Annotated in this window: 13 protein-coding genes and 1 pseudogene; all 14 read right to left on the bottom strand. The window is 60.6% G+C overall.

The genetic code is table 11. The features are described 5' to 3' along the window. Positions 1 to 91: 91 nt before the first annotated feature. Entirely contained in the window at positions 92 to 1,147 is a 1,056-nt protein-coding gene (locus NKH21_RS19610) for a hypothetical protein (protein ID WP_352665753.1), read from the bottom strand. Continuing rightward, a complete protein-coding gene (locus tag NKH21_RS19605; RefSeq protein WP_352866985.1) occupies positions 1,148 to 2,230 on the bottom strand; it encodes an ABC transporter ATP-binding protein in 1,083 nt (360 codons plus the stop codon). A 76-nt stretch (positions 2,231 to 2,306) separates the two neighbouring features. Then, positions 2,307 to 3,632, bottom strand: coding sequence for an iron-containing alcohol dehydrogenase (locus NKH21_RS19600; RefSeq protein ID WP_352665751.1), 1,326 nt, complete (start codon positions 3,630 to 3,632; stop codon positions 2,307 to 2,309). Continuing rightward, the gene (locus NKH21_RS19595) at positions 3,625 to 5,154 is read right to left on the bottom strand and encodes a xylulokinase (protein WP_352665750.1); all 1,530 of its coding nucleotides are present in this window, start codon (positions 5,152 to 5,154) and stop codon (positions 3,625 to 3,627) included. The genes NKH21_RS19600 and NKH21_RS19595 overlap by 8 nt, the downstream gene beginning before the upstream one ends. Before the next feature lie 65 nt (positions 5,155 to 5,219). Beyond that, positions 5,220 to 6,749, bottom strand: a complete 1,530-nt coding sequence (locus NKH21_RS19590) for an ABC transporter substrate-binding protein (RefSeq protein ID WP_352665749.1) — start codon at positions 6,747 to 6,749, stop codon at positions 5,220 to 5,222. A 47-nt stretch (positions 6,750 to 6,796) separates the two neighbouring features. Next, positions 6,797 to 7,696, bottom strand: coding sequence for a carbohydrate ABC transporter permease (locus tag NKH21_RS19585; protein WP_352665748.1), 900 nt, complete (start codon positions 7,694 to 7,696; stop codon positions 6,797 to 6,799). Further along, entirely contained in the window at positions 7,696 to 8,607 is a 912-nt protein-coding gene (locus tag NKH21_RS19580; protein WP_352665746.1) for a carbohydrate ABC transporter permease, read from the bottom strand. Before NKH21_RS19580 ends, NKH21_RS19585 begins: the two co-directional genes overlap by 1 nt. Positions 8,608 to 8,948: 341 nt before the next feature. Continuing rightward, positions 8,949 to 9,995: an NAD(P)-dependent alcohol dehydrogenase gene (locus tag NKH21_RS19575; RefSeq protein WP_352665745.1), complete on the bottom strand. Its 1,047-nt coding sequence runs from the start codon at positions 9,993 to 9,995 to the stop codon at positions 8,949 to 8,951. Positions 9,996 to 10,353: 358 nt separating this feature from the next. After that, complete coding sequence (locus tag NKH21_RS19570; RefSeq protein ID WP_352665743.1) at positions 10,354 to 11,469, bottom strand: Fic family protein; 1,116 nt, start codon at positions 11,467 to 11,469, stop codon at positions 10,354 to 10,356. A gap of 262 nt (positions 11,470 to 11,731) precedes the next feature. Further along, positions 11,732 to 12,300, bottom strand: a pseudogene (locus NKH21_RS19565) (superoxide dismutase). 190 nt (positions 12,301 to 12,490) lie between these two features. Next, on the bottom strand, positions 12,491 to 14,056 hold the full coding sequence (locus NKH21_RS19560; protein WP_352665742.1) for an adenylate/guanylate cyclase domain-containing protein: 1,566 nt from the start codon (positions 14,054 to 14,056) through the stop codon (positions 12,491 to 12,493). Positions 14,057 to 14,080: 24 nt separating this feature from the next. Continuing rightward, the gene (locus NKH21_RS19555) at positions 14,081 to 14,452 is read right to left on the bottom strand and encodes a response regulator (RefSeq protein WP_352665741.1); all 372 of its coding nucleotides are present in this window, start codon (positions 14,450 to 14,452) and stop codon (positions 14,081 to 14,083) included. Beyond that, the gene (locus NKH21_RS19550) at positions 14,449 to 17,241 is read right to left on the bottom strand and encodes a response regulator (RefSeq protein WP_352665740.1); all 2,793 of its coding nucleotides are present in this window, start codon (positions 17,239 to 17,241) and stop codon (positions 14,449 to 14,451) included. The genes NKH21_RS19555 and NKH21_RS19550 overlap by 4 nt, the downstream gene beginning before the upstream one ends. After that, complete coding sequence (locus NKH21_RS19545) at positions 17,238 to 17,999, bottom strand: Tll0287-like domain-containing protein (protein WP_352665739.1); 762 nt, start codon at positions 17,997 to 17,999, stop codon at positions 17,238 to 17,240. The genes NKH21_RS19550 and NKH21_RS19545 overlap by 4 nt, the downstream gene beginning before the upstream one ends. Positions 18,000 to 18,021: the final 22 nt, after the last annotated feature.

The following is an 18,021-nucleotide window of genomic DNA, read 5'->3' as shown; positions in this document are numbered from 1 at the left end:
TCCTGTCCACTCCGCGGCAGCGGGTCCAGAGCGGGCTCGGTGGAGCCTTGCGCTCATCGATATGAGGCATCAATCGAGTTTCCCGGCTCCGCTAGCCTCGATGATAGCGGTCGAAGGACAAAACCAGCGGAGCATCATGGCAAATTGCGTCGATGATGGCTCTCGTCAGCGGCAGGCGATCGTGCGGAAGTACACCCCCGGCCATCATATTCTTCAAAGTCGGACCAAGGTCCAGCGCCAGTTGCGCGCCCTCGACCGTGTCCGAACTCATATGTTCGCGCTTCGCCACGGAATAGGGCAGGCCGCGGCCGAGCAGGCGCCCCATGCGACCATTACGGCCCGCCTGGCAGGTCACATAAAGATCGCCGGAGCCGGCCAGCCCCAGCACCGTTTCGATTTTTCCACCCAGAGCTTCGACCAGAATCGCCATCTCGGCGAGGGACTGCGAGAATAACGACGAGGCAAGATTGTGCATGAGCGCGCCGTTGGGCGCCTTGCCGTCGCGCTCGAGCAGCCCAACCGGAGCCCCAACGGCGAGCGTGTAGAAATTCTTGAAAGCAGCGCAGATCTCGACGCCGACGAGATCGGATGACGATCGCGCATGATAGAAGGGCGCGCGCAGAATGCGGGACGCCGCGGCCACCTGGTCGGGATCATGCCCGGCCACGATCACAGAGGTGTCGCGCTGTGCGGCCAGTTCGCCGGCAATGCACGGTCCGCCGACGGCCATCACCGGGACAGACAAGCCAGTGCGTTGCTCGATCTCGCGGGCAAGCAGATGTGGCAGGATTTCGATGCCTTCGTCGCTTGCCGCAAGTCCTTTCGTAATCATCAGGATCGGCACGGGCGACTTGATGCTTTCTGCAATGCGCTCGATCGCCCAGGGAATGCCGGCCGACGAGACGCCGAGTACAAGCAGATCGGGTCCATCGTTCATCGCCGCCCCGAATTCGGTCCAGGAACAGGCGGTCACCGCGTCAGGCAGAGTGATGTTGAGGCGAGGGTGACGACCTGTATCGGCCACAGAGCCGACGATCTCCTCGTCGAGATGGGTGCCGACAAGAGTGATGTGGTTACCGGCATGAGCGGCCGGAAGCGTCATGGCAGAGCCCATGACGCCGGCGCCGAGGATGATGATCCGCGCCATTCAGCTTTTTCCCTTGTCCAGCCGCTCGCCGCTATCTTCGTCGAACAGGTGGATTCGCTCAGGCGTCGGCTCCAGATGGATCACAGCTCCAGGAGAGGGCTCCATGCGGTCATGTAGCACCGAGCAGATCGGGGTGTTGCCCATGCTGGCAAAGATGTGGATTTCGGGGCCGGTCGGCTCGACAACCGTAATCCTTGCCGGGATGCCGCGCCCGTCTGCCACTGGTCGAAGATGTTCGGGGCGAATGCCGTAGATCACCTTTTGGCCGGGCCGGACCGCAGCTCCTGGCGGGAGCGGGAGGGATAGCTCGTCGGTCCGCACCACCCAGGCATCGCGCTCGGAAGCCACCTCGCCATGGAACATGTTCATTGCGGGCGAGCCGATGAAAGAGGCGACAAACAGGTTTGACGGGCGATCGTAGACATCGAGCGGGCGCCCGATCTGCTCGATATGGCCGTCGCGCATGATGACGATGACATCGGCCATGGTCATTGCCTCGATCTGGTCATGCGTGACATAGACAGTGGTGGTCTTCAGCCGCTGATGGAGCTCCTTGATTTCGGTGCGCATCTGCACGCGCAGCTTGGCGTCGAGATTGGACAGCGGCTCGTCGAACAGGAACACAGTTGGGTCCCGCACGATGGCGCGGCCCATGGCAACGCGCTGCCGCTGGCCGCCCGAAAGCTGGCGCGGATACCGTTCCAGATAGGGTGTCAGGTTGAGGATCGAGGCCGCCCACCCGACCTTCTGTTTGATTTCTTCGGTTGGGCGCTTCTTCAACTGCATGGAAAAGGCCATGTTGTCGAAGACGGTCATGTGCGCATAAAGCGCGTAATTCTGGAAGACCATCGCGATGTTGCGGTCTTTGGGATGGAGCGTGTTGACGACCCTGTCGCCTATGGCGATCTCACCGGACGTGATCGGCTCGAGACCGGCTATCATGCGCAACAGCGTGGACTTGCCGCAGCCTGACGGCCCCAACAGAACGACGAACTGGCCATCCTCGATCGAGAGATCGAGTCCATCGATAATCGAGAGGGCGCCATAGTCCTTCTTTATGTTACTGATGGTGACAGACGCCATTAATTACTACCCTTCGATTGCCCTTGCCTGTGGATTCCACTTTCGCCGTGCTAGCCATTGGCGATCGGATGCGGTCTCACCATTCGTTCTCCAGAAACTCTTCTAGCAACCCCGCATCGGCGGCCAGATTGACAAAGGACCATCGGCCGCGGATTTCCCGCGAATAGCGGATGGCATCGTGCCAAAGCGCGCGTGGCAGGCCCAGGTCCGCGCCGGTGACCGGCCCCCCGGCAGCCTTGAGCGCCGCCTCCATGCGGGCGACCGGCATAGCCATCGGCCGAACCTCCTGGCGCAGGGCCGGCCAGATTTCCGCAAGCCTGCGGTTGAAGCTTTCCGTCTGGCTGGCGTCGAGTGCCGTCTTCCTCATCTCGGCAATGCAAAGTGGTCCGAGCTGCGCCCCATAGCGGGCCAGCATCGCCGCCTCGTCGATGACGGTCGGCTTTGCCTGCGGCGGTTCATCCATGTCGAGCAGCCGCGCTTGCAGACGCGCCATGACCAGCGAGGCAACCCCGACCTGCTGGCCGTGCGTGGTGCCGGGATGATGGTCTTGCGCGAACATGTCGACCCAATGGGAAATCTGGTGCTCTCCCATCGACCCGGGATGGGAAACGCCGGCAAAGCACACACCCATCGAGCACAGCGTCAAGACGCGCTGGAGATGCCCGACGGCGGTGATGTCATGCCTGGCAAGGCCAGGCGCGTGGGCCAGCATCGGCCCCTCGTCGCCCGCCTGCAGCAGGTAAGGCACCTCGGAATAGTAGGTGTCGAACAGCCGATGTGAAGTCCACCAGTCGATCTGGGCCGTGGAGCGGCAGAGGCTATCGCCAAGGCCGGCGGCGCTGAGCCAGGCGGGTGCTGCGGCCGACACGCCAAGGTCCAGGAATATGCCCCGCGGAGCATGCGAGGGCAGCGAGATCTTGAGCCCGGAGGCCAAGGTCACCGATGCTGTCGAGGCGCCGTAGCCATTCATTGAGGCGGCCGTACCGAAGACGGCATAGGGCCGCTCATCGAGGAAGGTTGCATGCTTGCAACTGTCATTGAGGACACCGGATCCGACGGCCACGACACCGTCGGCATGACGCGTCCTCTGCCTGACCATCTGGATCGTTGCCTCATCGCAGTCGAGGCCGTCAGGCAACACGATTTCGTCGATGCCGGCGATGGCACGCAGCGCCCTCGCGACGCGCCCGCCCATTACATCGACGGTGTTGACATCGGAGACCACGGCGATGCGGCCGCCTAGCTTCAGCGGCGCAACGAGATCCGCCTCGCGGCCCGCCGTCGTCTCCAGCAATTCGATTGTCTGGAACGGCAGGACCGCAGCTGCGCCTGTCTTGGGATCTGTCCAGCGTCCTGCGACGACGTCCTCGATCAACGCGTTCCAGTTGGTCGCTTTAGCCATGATCGGCCTGCATGAAGGCCGCGAGGCGCTGGTTCCAGGCTGAAAGCGTAGGCCAAAGATCGGCATGGATCGCACGAAGCTCGGCGTAGAGCGCGGCCCGTTTCGTGTCCGGTTCGAAGGCTCTGGCCGGCTCGCTGGCCATTGCCAGCGACGCTTCGGCGATGGCGGAAAACCAGCCCACGCCCTTTGCCGCCGCCATCGCCGCGCCAAGCGAGGAGGCTTCCACCGTCGTCGAACGTTTTACGGGACGATCGAGCGCATCCGCCAGAATCTGCATCCACAGGTCGGACTTCGCTCCTCCGCCGATCGCTATGAACTGGTCGATAGTCTGGGCGGCAGCCGCAGCGGCCCGCTGACTTGTCGCGGCCTGATGCAGCGCTATGCCTTCCAGCACGGCGCGATAGATGTCGCCGCGGCGGCTCGAGCCCGAAAGCCCGGCAATCACACCACGGGCCGCACTATCCCAGTGTGGGTCCATGACACCCTGCCAGTAGGGCAGGAGCATTATGCCGCCTGCGCCGATCGGGCTGGCAGCGGCTTCGGCCTCGAGCGCCTCCAGGGCATCATTTGCGCCATGCAGATCGACGCCAAGCATTTCGCGCGCCATCCAGTCGACAAGAAAAGTGCCGGCGCGAAGGCACGTCTCGTAGATATAGCCGTCATCGGCGACCGCCGTCTCGGTGCGGAAGGCCTGGTCGTGGACGTAGGCCGTGCCGAAGCTGCCGGAGACGACCGCCGTGCCGAGGTTGATGTAGGCGCATCGCGGCTGCAACACACCAGCGCCCGTGCCGGCGCATTGACCATCGCCGCCGCCTGCGACGATCGGCGTGCCCTCGCGCAGGCCCGTCGAAATGGCCGCTTCCGAAGTCAGTTGACCCAGAACGGTGCCGGGCCGCGCCAGGTCCGGCATCATGCGCCGGGGGACGCCTGCCGCGTTCAGTATTTCGTTCGACCAGTCCATGGCTCGCATATCGAGTATGCCCATCGGGTCGGCGGATGCGGTGGATGTCACCCACCGGCCGCTCAAGCGAAAGACCAGATAGCCATGGACTTCGGCCATCCGCTCCACGCGGGCAAAAATCTCGGGCTCTTCCTCGCGAAACCAGATCATGCGGTAAAGGCAAGGAATGACGTCCAGCGGCTTGCCGGATATTGCGTGGACGCGTGCCGCGCCGAAACTCTCGCCGAAGCGCCGTGCTTTCCCCCGGGCGCGCTCATCGAGCCAGAGCGTTGCAGGCCCGACCGCCTGGCCCTGCTCGTCGAAAAGGCCGAAGCTCTCGCGTTGGTTGGCAATCGCAAGGGCGGCAATGCGTGCCGGCGAAACTGTTGCCGCGACAGCACGAAGCGCCGTGACCGTCGAGGCCCACCATTCGGCCGGATCCTGCTCGAAATAGCCCGAACGCGGATTGGACATTGCAAGCGGTGCACGACCTTCGGCCACGGCCAGACCATTGCGGTCCCAGGCGATCGCCTTGGTTGCCGAGGTCGAGGAATCAATGCCGATGACGAGATCAGGAACCATTGCCGCCACGTTGCCAACGGGCGAGGGCGGTCGAAACCGCCTTCGCCCAAATCACCGATTACCCGCTAAAGACCGGCATCCTTGACTTTGCCGTCGACAATGCCGGCAATGGCATCCAGGCATGCCTTGGCGTCGCCGCCATAGTCTTGGCCCGTAAGCAATTTGCCGAGCTCAACCGGAATGTCGTTGTTCGACAGATCCGCCCAGATCGGCATGTCCGGCTCCGATCCCATCTGATTGTCGATCGTGTATTTGATCGCGTCGAAATGACGTGTCGTTCCGGGGCCGACAACGGCCTTCGCCTTGACCCGAGGATCTGTAAAAGAGGAATTGCGCATCGGCGAGGCGCCGCCGCCGAGCGTCGATACCCGCGCCATCACATCCTTCGAGCAGACCCACTGCATGAACAGCCATGCTGCTTCCTTGTTCTTGGAATATTGCGACAGCGAGATCGTCGAGCCACCCTGGTGACCGACGGCCGGGATTTCGTTGAAGCCGCAATCTGCGGCGGCGCGACGGCCAGGAACTTCCTTGGGCGCGGGCAGGGCCTCGAACAGGCCCTTGACCTTGGAATCATTGGCGTCGAAGCCGGGGAAATCTTCGCCCCAGGTGATTGCCATGGCGGCCTGACCCTGTGTCAGTGCCTGTCCCTGGCCGTCCCAGGTCCAAGTCGTCGCGGAGGGCGGCGAGTTCTTGACCAGCTCCTGATAGAATTTGAGCCCGGCCACCCCGCGCTCGTCATTGCCGACAAACTTCTTGTCTTTGTTGAAGATGGAACCGCCATGGCCCCACAATGCGAAGGTCCAGTCGCATTCCAGCGAATAATGGCCTGACTTCGCCTGGCATGCTGTGCCGAAGATGCCGTTGCTTTTTTCTGCCTCTGTGAGCGCCTGCACGGCCTTGAGATAGGCGTCGAGGTCTGTCGGCAGCGCAATGTTGTGTTTGTCGAAAAGATCCTTGCGGTACATCAGGATGAAGATCGGAATATCGAATGGAATTCCGCACTGTTTGCCGTTGTACATGGCGATGCCGTCGACTAGCGGCTTGGAGAAATCGTCCCAGTCGAAGTTGGGCATCGCCAGTTCTTTGTTCTGGTCGTAATACTCGCGCGGATCGACGACATCCTGTGCAAATGTCGCCATCCAGGACTGATCGAGATAGTAGACGTCGTACGTACCAAGCTGGCCCTGTACGTCTTGCGTCGCCTTGGCGAGAACCTGCTCCAGCGGCACGATCTCGACTTCCACCTCAATGCCGGTTGCCTTGGTGAATTCACCCGCGACAAGCTGGTTGGCCACGATCGTTGGCGGCGTCGCTTCCGAAGTGTAGCGGATTTTGGTGCCGGCATAAGGCTTGCCGACGTCGGCCAGCCACTTCAGCATATCGGCGTCCTGGGCGCGGGCTTCCTCAACCCCGAGCCCCAGCATCCCCCGATTGGTACGGCCGCCTCCTAGCATGGCCGACCCGAAGGCCGAAAAGCCGACACCGGCGAGCGCCATCTTCCTCATGAAGTCGCGTTTGGTTATTCGGCGCGCCGTAAAGTCGTTGCAGGTATCGGCGACGAATGTCTTCTTGTCGTGTTCACTGAAGCTCATGATCGTTCCTCCATTGCGTTTTTGTCGTCGTTCTTCTCGTCTGTGCCTCACTCCTTCAGGGATCCGAGGGTGAGGCCGCGGACCAGATGCCGTTGAACCAGCAGGATAAAGATGAAGCTGGGTATGATCGCGGACGTGCCGAGCGCTGTGATGTAGCCCCACTCGGTCGCGGTCGAGGTGACAAAGGTCGAGATCTTCACCGGCACCGTGCGGATCGACGTTGTCAGGAACAGTGAGAGCAGGAACTCGGTCCACGAAAAGATGAAACACAGCACGGCAGTCGCAGCGATGCCGCCCTTGACCATGGGAAGGACGACGCGTCGGAACGTCTGCCAACGCGTCGCGCCGTCAATCAGCGCCGCCTCATCAACCTCGCGCGGAACATCGTCGAAGAACGACTTCAAAAGCAAAACCGCCAGCGGCAGGTTGATCAAGCTGTGAACGAGAATGAGCCCCGTATAGGTATCGCGCAACCCGAGATCGCGGAACATGAAAACGATTGGAATGACGATCGCGATTGGCGGCATGAAGCGCTGCGAGAGTATCCAGAACAGGAAGGACTGCTGGCCGCTGAACTGCATTCGCGACAGGCAATAGGCGGCCAGGGTGGCCAGCAGCAGCGTCAGCGCCGTCGATCCGACGGCTATGATGGCGCTGTCGAGCAACGACTGGCGGGAATCGTAGGAGCTGGCGCCACCCTTGATGACCCCGGCCGCCTCGCCGCCCTGTTCCATGCCGATGTCGACGCGCGAAACGCCAAGCAGCGTCACGCGGTAATTGTCCGGCGTTGGCGTGAAACCGGTGTAAACCGGTCCGCTGCGGTCGAAAATCGCCGAATAGGGTTTGATGGACGACAGCGCCCACCACGCGATCGGGAACATGAAGATCGCCACCACCAGGACGGCGAGCACGTCACGGGCGATCGCTTGGGCGCGCGACGACTCCATCAGAACCTCACCTTGAACAGCCTGACGAACAGGTTCGACACGACGATCAAGACGACGAGCACGATCAGCGACAGGGTCGCGGCATAGGGAAAATCTCCGGTGAAGTAGATTCGACCCGCGTAGAATGAAAGTGTCTCGGTGGCCGTGCCCGGCCCGCCGGCGGTGATGATGTAAACGTAGTCGTAGATGCGAAAGAGATCGACGCCGCGGATCAGCACCGCGACCGCTATCACCTTGCGCAGCATCGGCAATGTGAGCCGCAAGAACGTCTGGATGCCGTTGGCGCCGTCGATTGCGGCGGCTTCGAAAGGTTCCTTCGGCAGCGCCCTGAGCCCTGCCAGGATGATGAGCACCATGAACGGCGTCCATTGCCATATGTCTGCCAGCAGGATCGCCGCCAATGCGGTTCCGGGCTGCGTCAGGATCGGCTGTGCCGGCGAGATCAGGTCGAGGGCATAGAGGTAGAACGACAGGACGCCGAAAGAGCCGTCCTGCATCAGCAGGAACATCATTCCGGTCACCGCAGGCGGCACCACCAGCGGCAGTGTCATCAGCGCCCGCAGCACACCGTAACCTTTGCGATCGGTGTCAAGCAGAAGGGCAACGAGGATGCCGAGCGCAAGCTGAACCGCAAGCGCGACGAAGGTGTAGATCAGCGTGGTTTCCAGCGAATGCCACATACGTGCATCCGAGAAGGCCCGCGTCCATTGGTGGAGCCCGGCGAAGTCAAGCTGCCGGGAGACGACATTGCGTTTGTGAAACGACAGCCAGACCGAATAGGCGAGGGGGTAGATCCCGAAAACGAGAAGCATAACCGTGATCGGCGCGAGCCAGGGGAATGGATGCTCGGCCGTCATGAACCGGGGCAGGGCCCATCTGGGCGTTTCGCGGGTCACGGTCACCGTGCTCACGCGCAAATCTCCGCTCGGTCACAGAGACGCATCGGCCTTCTCCCTATCGGCCAGATTGTGCCAACTTGAACTTTTGTAAGTTTGTTGTGCCTTTTGTTAAGAACGTGTCGGACGGCCGCCGATTTGTCAAGTGTCGGTTCCGTCAGGCTCAGGGGATTTGCTCGTGGTCCCAGAGGATGCCGTGATCGCCGGGTACGGGGTTGTTTTTGGAGGGAGGGCCGCCGGCAAATGCCGTGTACCAGCATCAAAAGCGCTCGGGGCCGCCAACTTTGGCACCCCAAGGAAGCTACGGAACGCATTGAGGAGATCGGGAGGACAGCCCGGGGGCTTTGGAACTCGCCTTAATCCGGCAATCGGATCTGAAGCTTTACGTCCGCCGGCCGTGCTTCGACTGCGCGGTCGAAGGCGGTGATGGAATCTTCGAAGGGGAAGGTCGCCGAAATGAGTGGCTTTAGGTCGACCCGGCCCGACCCCATCATCGCGATTGCCCGCTCATATTGGTGGGCATAGCGGAACACCGTTTCGATGCGGACTTCCTTGGTCGAGGCGGTGGCGACATCGAATGCGATCGGCGCCACCGGCAGGCCGACCACCACCACCACGCCACCGGGCCGCGGCAGATCGAGCAGGGTCTCCCATGCCTTGGACGAGCCCGAGCATTCAAACACGACGTCGGCGCCCCAGCCATCGGTCAGGCGCTTTACCTCCGCCGCCAGGTTCTTGTCGCGGACGTTGACCGGGATCACGCCTTGATAGCCGCCGGCAATGTCGAGCTTGGGTTGGGCGAGATCTGCAACAACGGCGCGGGCGCAGCCGCCGGCGAGCGCCGCGATCGCCACCATCGTGCCGATCGGCCCTGCGCCAATCACCACCGCCGTGTCGCCCGGCGCGATCTTTGCTTTGGCAGCCGCCTGCATTCCGACAGCGAAGGGCTCCACCATGGCGCCTTCGGCGAAGCTGACATTGTCGGGCAGTTTGAAAGTGTAGTTGGCGGGGTGGACGACATAGGGCGTCAGCACACCGTGGATCGGCGGCGTTGCCCAGAACCTGACCGCCGGATCGATGTTGTAGAGGCCGAGCCGGCTCGCCCGCGAATTGGGATCGGGGATACCCGGCTCCATGCAGACGCGGTCGCCGACCTTTAGATGCTCGACGCCTTCCCCTGTTTCGACGACGGTGCCGGCGGCTTCGTGGCCCAAGACCATCGGCGCTTCGACCACGAACGGGCCGATGCGGCCATGCGTGTAGTAATGCACGTCAGAGCCGCAGACGCCCACCGTATGGATCTTGATGCGAACTTCGCCCGGGCCCACGGTCTGTGGCAGATCGATGTCACGCAGCTTGAGTTCGTGCTGGCGTTCAAGGACAAGGGCGCGAACGTTCGTCATCGACGTAGTCTCCTTTAATGCCGATTGTTCGAGGCCTCCTCAACCTTACCTGCATTCGGCACGCTCATCATAGCCGCTTATCCGCGGCTTCAAAATCCAGTTCAGAAACGGGTGTTGCCTGATTCCAACTAGCGGTACCAACTTCCCGGCCAAGGGCCTTGAAGGCCGACCATGCCGCTGCCGAATTAGGGTGTGATCATCGGGGTGCTCTGGGGTCGGTAGTAGCCGGCGGCAGTTCGAACAGACTCTTACCATTGTCTTGGCCTCGAGGATCTCCTGTCAGATTGCAGCCAGCCACCCCTCGATGCTCAGGCAGGCAGACTCTTTGACAGCCCGCTTCTTCTGTCTCTGTTGTGGTTTACGCTCGGCCAGCAAGAGTGTTCAATGCGTAACGTGTGTATCGTCGTTCGCCGGTTCTAATCAGTGCACCCTTGGCAACGAGGTCCTGCAAATCTCTTGTCGCTGTCGCGCGGGATGCCTGAGTGATGGCGATGTAATTCTCGGCGCTGAGACCGCCCTTGAAACCATCTATACCTTCGCGGAACATCCGGGTGATGACCTTTTCCTGGCGCTCATTGAAGTGACCGCGGTAGCGTTCGTAAAACTTGGCCTTGGCGATCGAGAATTCGACACGGGCAAGCGTTACGCGTTGCGCTTCAAGGATCGTGTTAGCGAAATAGAGTAGCCAAGCCGTAATCGCTTTGTTTTTGTTGCTGGCCTCCAGATTGCCGTAGTAGGGCTTGCGGTGGCGTTCAATCGTGTACGCCAAAGCGATGAGACTGGGCTCACCCAGGCTTTGCGCCAGTGCCTTTTCGCAGAGGGCACGCCCTATGCGCCCGTTGCCATCCTCGAACGGGTGAATGCTCTCGAAATAAAGGTGCGCGATTCCGGCACGCGTCAACGCCGGAATCGGTATCTTGCCTTTGGGCGCAGTTTCGTTGAACCAAGCCACGTAGGCGTCCATTTCGGTCTTCACCCGGGCCGACGGTGGCGCTTCGAAATGGAGTTTGGGCTTATCCAGCCGATTGGAAACGATTTGCATGGCATCGGCGTGCAGGCGGTAGCTGCCGATGGTCCCGATGCGCCGCTCACCCGACATCACCATCTTGTGCCAGGCGTAGAGGGTGGGATGCGAGAGTGCATCGGAAAAATGCAAATAAACATCGGCCATCATTTCAGCGATACCGCGCTCGGCCGGCGGAATGTGCCTGGTCTCGCTCCCCCAGCCAAGTTGCTGGCGTAAGGATGATTGCAGACTCTCGCGGTTGAGGTATTCCCCTTCAATCGCGGATGTCTTCAAGGCTTCTTCGCTGATAAGGTCGATGCGAATCTGGTCGCGATCGTCGGCACCGACATGACGAAAGACGCCCCGCAACTCGCCCGACCGCAACAGGAACTCGCTTTCCAGCGGTTCCAATACCTTCTTATCGTAGGTAAAATGCGGCCAGTCAGTCTGCTCCCAATTCCATACCATGAGTTATAGAGCGCCTTTCTATAACTCATGATGCCATGAAAAATGAGCTATAGCAATCCTCGCTATGCCTCAGAGTCCTGTCGGATACGTCAACAATTTGCAGACATGTTCGGGGTTCGAGTCGGCGGTGCGCTGCATGGCAAGGCCCACTATTGAGGAGGCGTTCTTTTGCTATGGTCGAAAAGCGGCCTGACAACAAATCGAGATCGAGCATCACGAACTCGAAATTGCGATGGATGAGGTGTTGCGAACTGCGGCCCCCTCAGCCGATCGACTTCTTGAAGTTGGCGAGCGCCTTGTCCCAGTTCACCACGCTCCACCATTCCTTGAGGTAGTCGGCGCAGCGGTTCTGGTACTTGAGATAATAGGCGTGCTCCCAGACGTCGAGGCCAATCACTGGATGAGCCCCAAGCTCGAGCGGCGTGTCCTGGTTATGCTGACGATCTCAAGCTTCTTGTCCTTGTCCACGACAAGCCATACCCAGCCGGAGCCAAAGCGGTCAAGGCCAACCGCCATGAGCTTTTCGGTCAGGCCCGCATAGCTGCTGAAGGTGCTGCTTATGGCGGCATTGAGGTCGCCACCGGGCTGGTTGGGTCCCCCCGGCGTCATCAGCTCCCAGAAGTGAGTGTGATTCCAATGTCCCCCAAGATTGTTGCGCACGCCGCTGCGCACGCCTTCCGGGACCTTGCCCAAATCTGCCAGAATGGCCTCCATCGGCGTGCTGGCGAGCTCAGGCCAAAGTGGCACGAGTTGATTGCAGGCATTCACGTAAGCGGCGTGATGACGATCGTGATGGATCATCATCGTAGTCGCGTCGATGTGCGGCTCCAATGCGTTGTTCGAGTAGCCGAGCGGCGGAAGCTTGAAGGGTTCGGCCGCCTGCGCCCAGGCTGCGGCGCCTAACAAGCTTGTGTTGGCTGCGGCGGCCGATGCTCCGGCGAGAAACAACGCTTGTGCTGCATGCAATCGTTTCGACCCCAAGCATCGCTTCGCGAAATTCCCTTAGGCAGTCAGACATTGTTCAGTGTTGAACGAGATAGGTTTCAATCCTGCCGACACCTGCCAGTTCTACATTGCAGCGCGGTTCGAGCTTCCAGGAGGTACGCAGGGCCTGCTTGGTTGCCTCCGAAATCTGCATGCGGTCGGCCACGCCCTGAGACTCGAGCCGGCTTGCAATATTCACGGTCTCGCCCCAGACGTCGTAGACGAATCGATGCCGGCCGATCAGGCCCGCGATCACCGGTCCCGTGTGCACGCCAATGCGGATCCGAAAACTATCGTTGCCCCACGCTAAGGGCTTCAACGCGTCCAGCATGGATTTCCCCAGTGCCACGATCCTGTCGGCATGGTCATCTGCCGGTTCCGGAACACCGCCTGCAGCCATATAGGCGTCTCCGATGGTCTTGATTTTCTCCACGGAATGTTTCTCCGCCAAGACATCGAACGTGCTGAATAGCCCATCGAGGCGCTTGATCAGGTCCGCCGGCGGCAACCTTGCCGCTATGCTCGAGAAACCGACAATATCGGCAAAAAGGATGGTCACTTCATCGAATCGGTCGGCAATGAACTCTTCGCCCCGTTGCAGCCGTGCCACGATCTGACCGGGCAGGATCGCATGGAGGAGCGAGTCGGCCCGCCGCTTCTCCGCCTCGATCCGCTGAAGATACTGGTGCTCGCGGTCGAGCCAACGTTTCTTTTCCAAACTCGAGTTGATCCGGGCGCGCAGCAGGACCGGATTGAAAGGTTTAGGCAAGTAGTCGTCCGCCCCCGCCTCGATGCAGCGGACCACCGCGTCCACTTCGTCCAACCCCGATATCATGATGACAGGGATATGCCGCCATCGGCGCTCCGCTTTCAATCGCGAGAGCACCTCGATGCCGTTCATGTCCGGCATCAGGAGGTCAAGAAGAACCAGGTCGAACTCGTGTTCCGCCAGGTGAGCCAGCGCTGATGGACCGGACTCGGCAGTGACTACCTGATGACCGTCACGTTGCAAGCGGCGCGAGAGGAGACCGCGGTTGCTGCTGATGTCGTCGACGACAAGTATGCGCCCCCCGTGGCCTGGGCTTGCGTCGTGCTCTGCCTTGATCAGTGCCCGTTCGAGCCCTGCCGCATCGATCTCAGCCTGATCCGTGGTCCGCGGATCCTCGCTGTCGGGTGCGCGCGAGAGGCCGGCAATTGCATCGACATGCGCCAACAACTCGGCCGCCGCGGCGAGCATCACCGTGACATCCTCTTCCAGCGCGTATTCGCGCAATTCTTCGGCTTCTTCACGAATCATTTCGGAATAGCCGATGATCGCGTTGAGCGGCGTTCGCAAGTCGTGGCGCAGTTTCGCCTCGATCTCGACCCCTGCCCGGTTCTCATTATCGGCTTTGCCGTGGATCAGGCTGTCGATCAGGCCATTCAGTTCGCAAGCAGCGGCGCCGACCTTCTGTAGGTCGGGTGTCATGTGGACCAGACCGAGGTCCTGCACCTGTTCGGTCAGCAACTCCTGAAGTCCTGAGATTGCCCGCGCCGGTCCGGCGAGCTGCTGTGCCAGATGGACGGCGATCGCATGCCGTTGGAACTTGTTCTTGGCAGTCATATTTTCATACCGTCCGCCCGAGCCTCATCCATTCGCGGCGAGCAATTGTTCAATTTTCTGGACAAGTCGCGACAGTTCCACCGGCTTACTATCGTAGTCATCGCAGCCCGCCTCGAGCGCCATTTCGCGATCGCTGGCCATCGCGTGTGCAGAAAGCGCAATGATCGGGATCCCGGAGGTGGCCGGATCGGCCTTGATCCGCCGCGTCGCCTCCCACCCGTCCATGACCGGCAAGCTCATATCCATGAGGATGAGATCGGGCCTTTCCGAAACGGTGAGTTCCACCCCCGATTGTCCGTTTTCCGCAATGAGGACTTCGAACCCACGCCGCGACAACCGTCGCGAGAGCATGTCGCGGTTCAATTCGTTGTCTTCTACGAGAAGGATCCTCGTCATCTTTGGCTTCCTTCAACTATAGGGGCGCTTCCGCGATCGGCGTTGCCGGCACCCGTCGACTCAAGTGGGAAGATCTGGCGCTCGAGGGCCTCGACCAACTGGGACCGACTGTTTGCGCCCTTGGTCACAACCGAGACCGCCCTGTCGCGAAGCCATTTGAGTTCGTCCGCCGACAAATCCTTCGAAGTTACGACGACGACCGGAATGTTTTGCAGTTCGGGCACCTGCTGCATCTCGTTCAGCGTCTGGAACCCGTCCATTTCGGGCATCAGCAGGTCAAGCAGGACCAAACGCGGCAGCAATCGCTTCATCAGCTTGAGGCCCCGCAAGCCATCGCTTGCCTCGTGAACCCGCCAACCCTTCTTGATCAGGATACGCCGAAGGAAGTCGCGCGAGGCTTGATCGTCGTCAATAACAAGCACATCGCGGTTGCCGCCGCCGCAAGCCTCTATCGTTCGAATAAGCCTTCGGGTGTCGATCGGCTTGGTGAGGTATTCGACCGCACCGAGTGAGAGGCCGAGTTCGCGATCTGCAAGTATCGTCGCAAGGATTACCGGAATCTCGCAGAGCTCCTTATCGCCTTTCAGTGAGCGCAGCACTGACCAGCCGTCCTGATGCGGCATGATGATGTCGAGAATGATTGCGGCCGGGCGATGCGCTCGCGCTGCGGCTATGCCTTCCTCGCCGCTTGCTGCTTCGATCGATGCCAGTCCCGCCTCTGCCAAGGCCTTGGCGATGAGAGTTCGGGCGGCTGGCTCGTCATCTATGATCAGAACCGCCCGTTCCGACGGCCTCGACGACAGCGGCTCGGCGGGTTTCTGCTCGCCAGGTTCTTCGTTGCACTCGGCTGGAATCTCCATTGTGAAGGTCGAGCCTTTTCCGAACTCGCTCTTGACGGTTACAACGCCTCCGATCATGCGGCAGAAACTCCGGGTTATGCTGAGGCCCAATCCCGTCCCGCCATAGTTGCGAGTGGTGGAGGCGTCTGCCTGCGTAAAAGCGTCAAAGAGCCGTTCTTGCTGCTTTGGCGTCATCCCGATCCCGGTGTCGGATACTCTGAATATCAGCCAGTCGCCGTCCGATCTCCTCTCGCGTCGAATCGCCAGCGTTACGCGGCCCCCCTCGGTGAACTTGGCTGCGTTACTGAGCAGATTGAAGAGGTTCTGACGCAACTTCGTCTGGTCCGAATGCATCTTCCCGAGGTCGCCCGCGGGGTCCAGAACGAAACTGTTTCGGTTTTTCGCCATCAGTGGCGCGACTGTGGCCTGGACATCGCGCAACAAGTCGGCGACGTCGAAAGTCTCCAGGAAATTTGCCATCTTGTTTGCCTCGATCTTCGACAGATCGAGGATGTCGTTGATGAGCGCGAGGAGATGGCGACCGGCCCCGGCGATCTTTTCCAAATCTGGCACGAACTCGTTCATTTGCTGGCCGCTCGCCTCTTCGATCAGCATCTCGCTGTAGCCAATGATCGCATTCAGTGGAGTGCGTAGCTCGTGGCTCATGGACGCGAGAAAGCTGCTCTTGGCCTCATTTGCCGCTTCAGCATGACTCTTGGCCCGCTCGAGTTCGACCTCTCTCTGCTTCAGTTCCGTGATGTCGGTGTAAATGGCGACGGTCCCGCCGTCAGGGGTCTTTCGTTTGCTGACGCGGACCCAGCGTTCTCCGAAGCGACCCTCGTGGACGAAGCCTGCCGGATCCTTCTGGATGCGCAGCCTCTTCGCAATCCACTCCTCCGGCGACGCGCCCTCAAGGTCGACGTGTCCGCTCGCCAAGCGACTTTTCAGAATATCCTGAAGGCTTTTCCCAGGCAGAGTAGCTCGCTCATTGTCGGGAAAGATTTCGCAGTATTTGCTGTTGGCAAGAAGGACCTTGTCCTCCGAGTCGAACAGGACAAATCCGTCAGAAATCGCCTCGAGTGCCGCTCCGATCGTCCGTCTTTGCCGCTCCGCCTCATCCTCCAGTCTTTGCTTTTCAATTGCGCTCGCCCGGAAAAGCCGAAGCGTCCGCGCCATCGCGCCGAGCTCGTCCCCTCCCTCTGCCTGTATTTCGACGTCGTAACGTCCTTCCGTCAGATTTCCGATCACCCGGTTTAGCCGCCGCAACGGGCCGACGATCGAGCGAAGGACAAGGATGGTGAGAAGCGACCCGATCATCACCACGATGGCCACCAGAACAGCAGCAGTAGTCGCCGTTTTCTGGGTTTCCGTTACGACCTCGTTCCGGGCGGCTTCTGCCTCGGCGCTCGCTCGTTCAACGAGTTTGTTAAGCGCAGCATCCACATTTGCGCTGTGGGTGCGCGCTTGCGCGAGGAGAGTGTTGCCGATGATGCGGTTGTCTTGAGTATAGCTGTCTGCCGCCTCTAACGCTGTTTTGACATAGGCATCGATCTCAACGCGGATTTCCCTGACCGCATCCGGTGATGATTTTGAAAGGCGGTCCAGGTGTGCCAGGAGTCGCTCGCGCGCCTGCTCGGCATTACGCTGCGAATTCATCAACAAGCTAACCGACAGGTCGGTCAGCCAGTATCGCAATTCGCCGAATGTTACGTGCGCCGCAGCCGCAGTGGACGCGGCGTCGAAAAATGCCTTGGTCTCCGCGGTTCGATCTGCACTGCGATAAAGTGCCTGTGTGAGAAAAATGGAGGATACGATGAGGCTGATAAGGCCGGCCGCTGTCAGCGCAGCTATGCGGGCCGAAATCGGTAGATTCGCAAAGCGACGTGTAAGCGGCCTCGCCGGCGCCGAAACCGCTTTCACTCGGTGCGGTGATTGTTCCAAAGCGCTCATTTGAACAAGACGATGCTGATCGCGCCTCCCAGATCGCCCGCTTTGCCGCCCTCCTTTGGATATCCTGTCACGTCGATCTCGCCCTTCGGCTCGCCGTGACAGGAAAGGCACGAGCCAGTATAGTATTCGGGCAGCAGCATTCGAAATGCCCGGCGTCCATCCACCGCTGTGACTTCCGTATAGGCTTCTCCCTTCGCTCTCTGCTGATCTAGCAAGACGCTTTTGATGATCTGTGCTTCCCAGGCGTCCGGAAGCGATTTGCGGTTGCGCACGAGTTGCTCTGGCGCAGTCACCCGCACCCGAGCTTCGTTGCCGGCCTTGGCGGCGAACTTGTCATTCATCAGACGCGCAAACACGGCTGGCACGAACCCTTTGAAAGCGGTTCCCGCGCGGTTGATGTTATCTTGCTGTTCGTTCACCACCTCTCGCATCGCCTCAATCTGGGCCTCAAGCAGACGACGGTCGCGCTCAGTCAATTCGCCGGAAAGCGGGTCGTGACCGGTGTGTTTTGAGTAAGCGGCGATGGCCTCTCTCGCAATGCGCTCACCGTCGAGGTGCTTGTCGCCAAGAGCAGGGTCATTGATGAGCGTCTGATAGTTCGAGATGATGCTTCGCCCCGCCCGGAGCAATTCCGCGAGTCGCGTTGCCGTCACGACATCCTCGGTAACTCCCGCTCCGATGGCCGACGACATGACAAGCGCGCCGCCGACAAGAACAGCGGCAATGAAAGTCCGCGTCAACGCTGACATGGCGGACATTTCCGTTTCCCTTCAAGGAAGG

The sequence above is a fragment of the Mesorhizobium sp. M1329 genome, assembly GCF_040318035.1.
Classification (GTDB): Bacteria; Pseudomonadota; Alphaproteobacteria; order Rhizobiales; family Rhizobiaceae; genus Mesorhizobium.
This window is presented reverse-complemented; position numbering and strand designations above follow the sequence as displayed.

Coding starts and splice junctions, on each gene's coding strand:
- NKH21_RS19610 (WP_352665753.1), bottom strand. CDS start 1,147: ATGGCGCGGATCATCATCCTCGGCGCCGGCGTCATGGGCTCTGCCATG.
- NKH21_RS19605 (WP_352866985.1), bottom strand. CDS start 2,230: ATGGCGTCTGTCACCATCAGTAACATAAAGAAGGACTATGGCGCCCTC.
- NKH21_RS19600 (WP_352665751.1), bottom strand. CDS start 3,632: ATGGCTAAAGCGACCAACTGGAACGCGTTGATCGAGGACGTCGTCGCA.
- NKH21_RS19595 (WP_352665750.1), bottom strand. CDS start 5,154: ATGGTTCCTGATCTCGTCATCGGCATTGATTCCTCGACCTCGGCAACC.
- NKH21_RS19590 (WP_352665749.1), bottom strand. CDS start 6,749: ATGAGCTTCAGTGAACACGACAAGAAGACATTCGTCGCCGATACCTGC.
- NKH21_RS19585 (WP_352665748.1), bottom strand. CDS start 7,696: ATGGAGTCGTCGCGCGCCCAAGCGATCGCCCGTGACGTGCTCGCCGTC.
- NKH21_RS19575 (WP_352665745.1), bottom strand. CDS start 9,995: ATGACGAACGTTCGCGCCCTTGTCCTTGAACGCCAGCACGAACTCAAG.
- NKH21_RS19570 (WP_352665743.1), bottom strand. CDS start 11,469: ATGGTATGGAATTGGGAGCAGACTGACTGGCCGCATTTTACCTACGAT.
- NKH21_RS19560 (WP_352665742.1), bottom strand. CDS start 14,056: ATGACTGCCAAGAACAAGTTCCAACGGCATGCGATCGCCGTCCATCTG.
- NKH21_RS19555 (WP_352665741.1), bottom strand. CDS start 14,452: ATGACGAGGATCCTTCTCGTAGAAGACAACGAATTGAACCGCGACATG.
- NKH21_RS19550 (WP_352665740.1), bottom strand. CDS start 17,241: ATGAGCGCTTTGGAACAATCACCGCACCGAGTGAAAGCGGTTTCGGCG.
- NKH21_RS19545 (WP_352665739.1), bottom strand. CDS start 17,999: ATGTCCGCCATGTCAGCGTTGACGCGGACTTTCATTGCCGCTGTTCTT.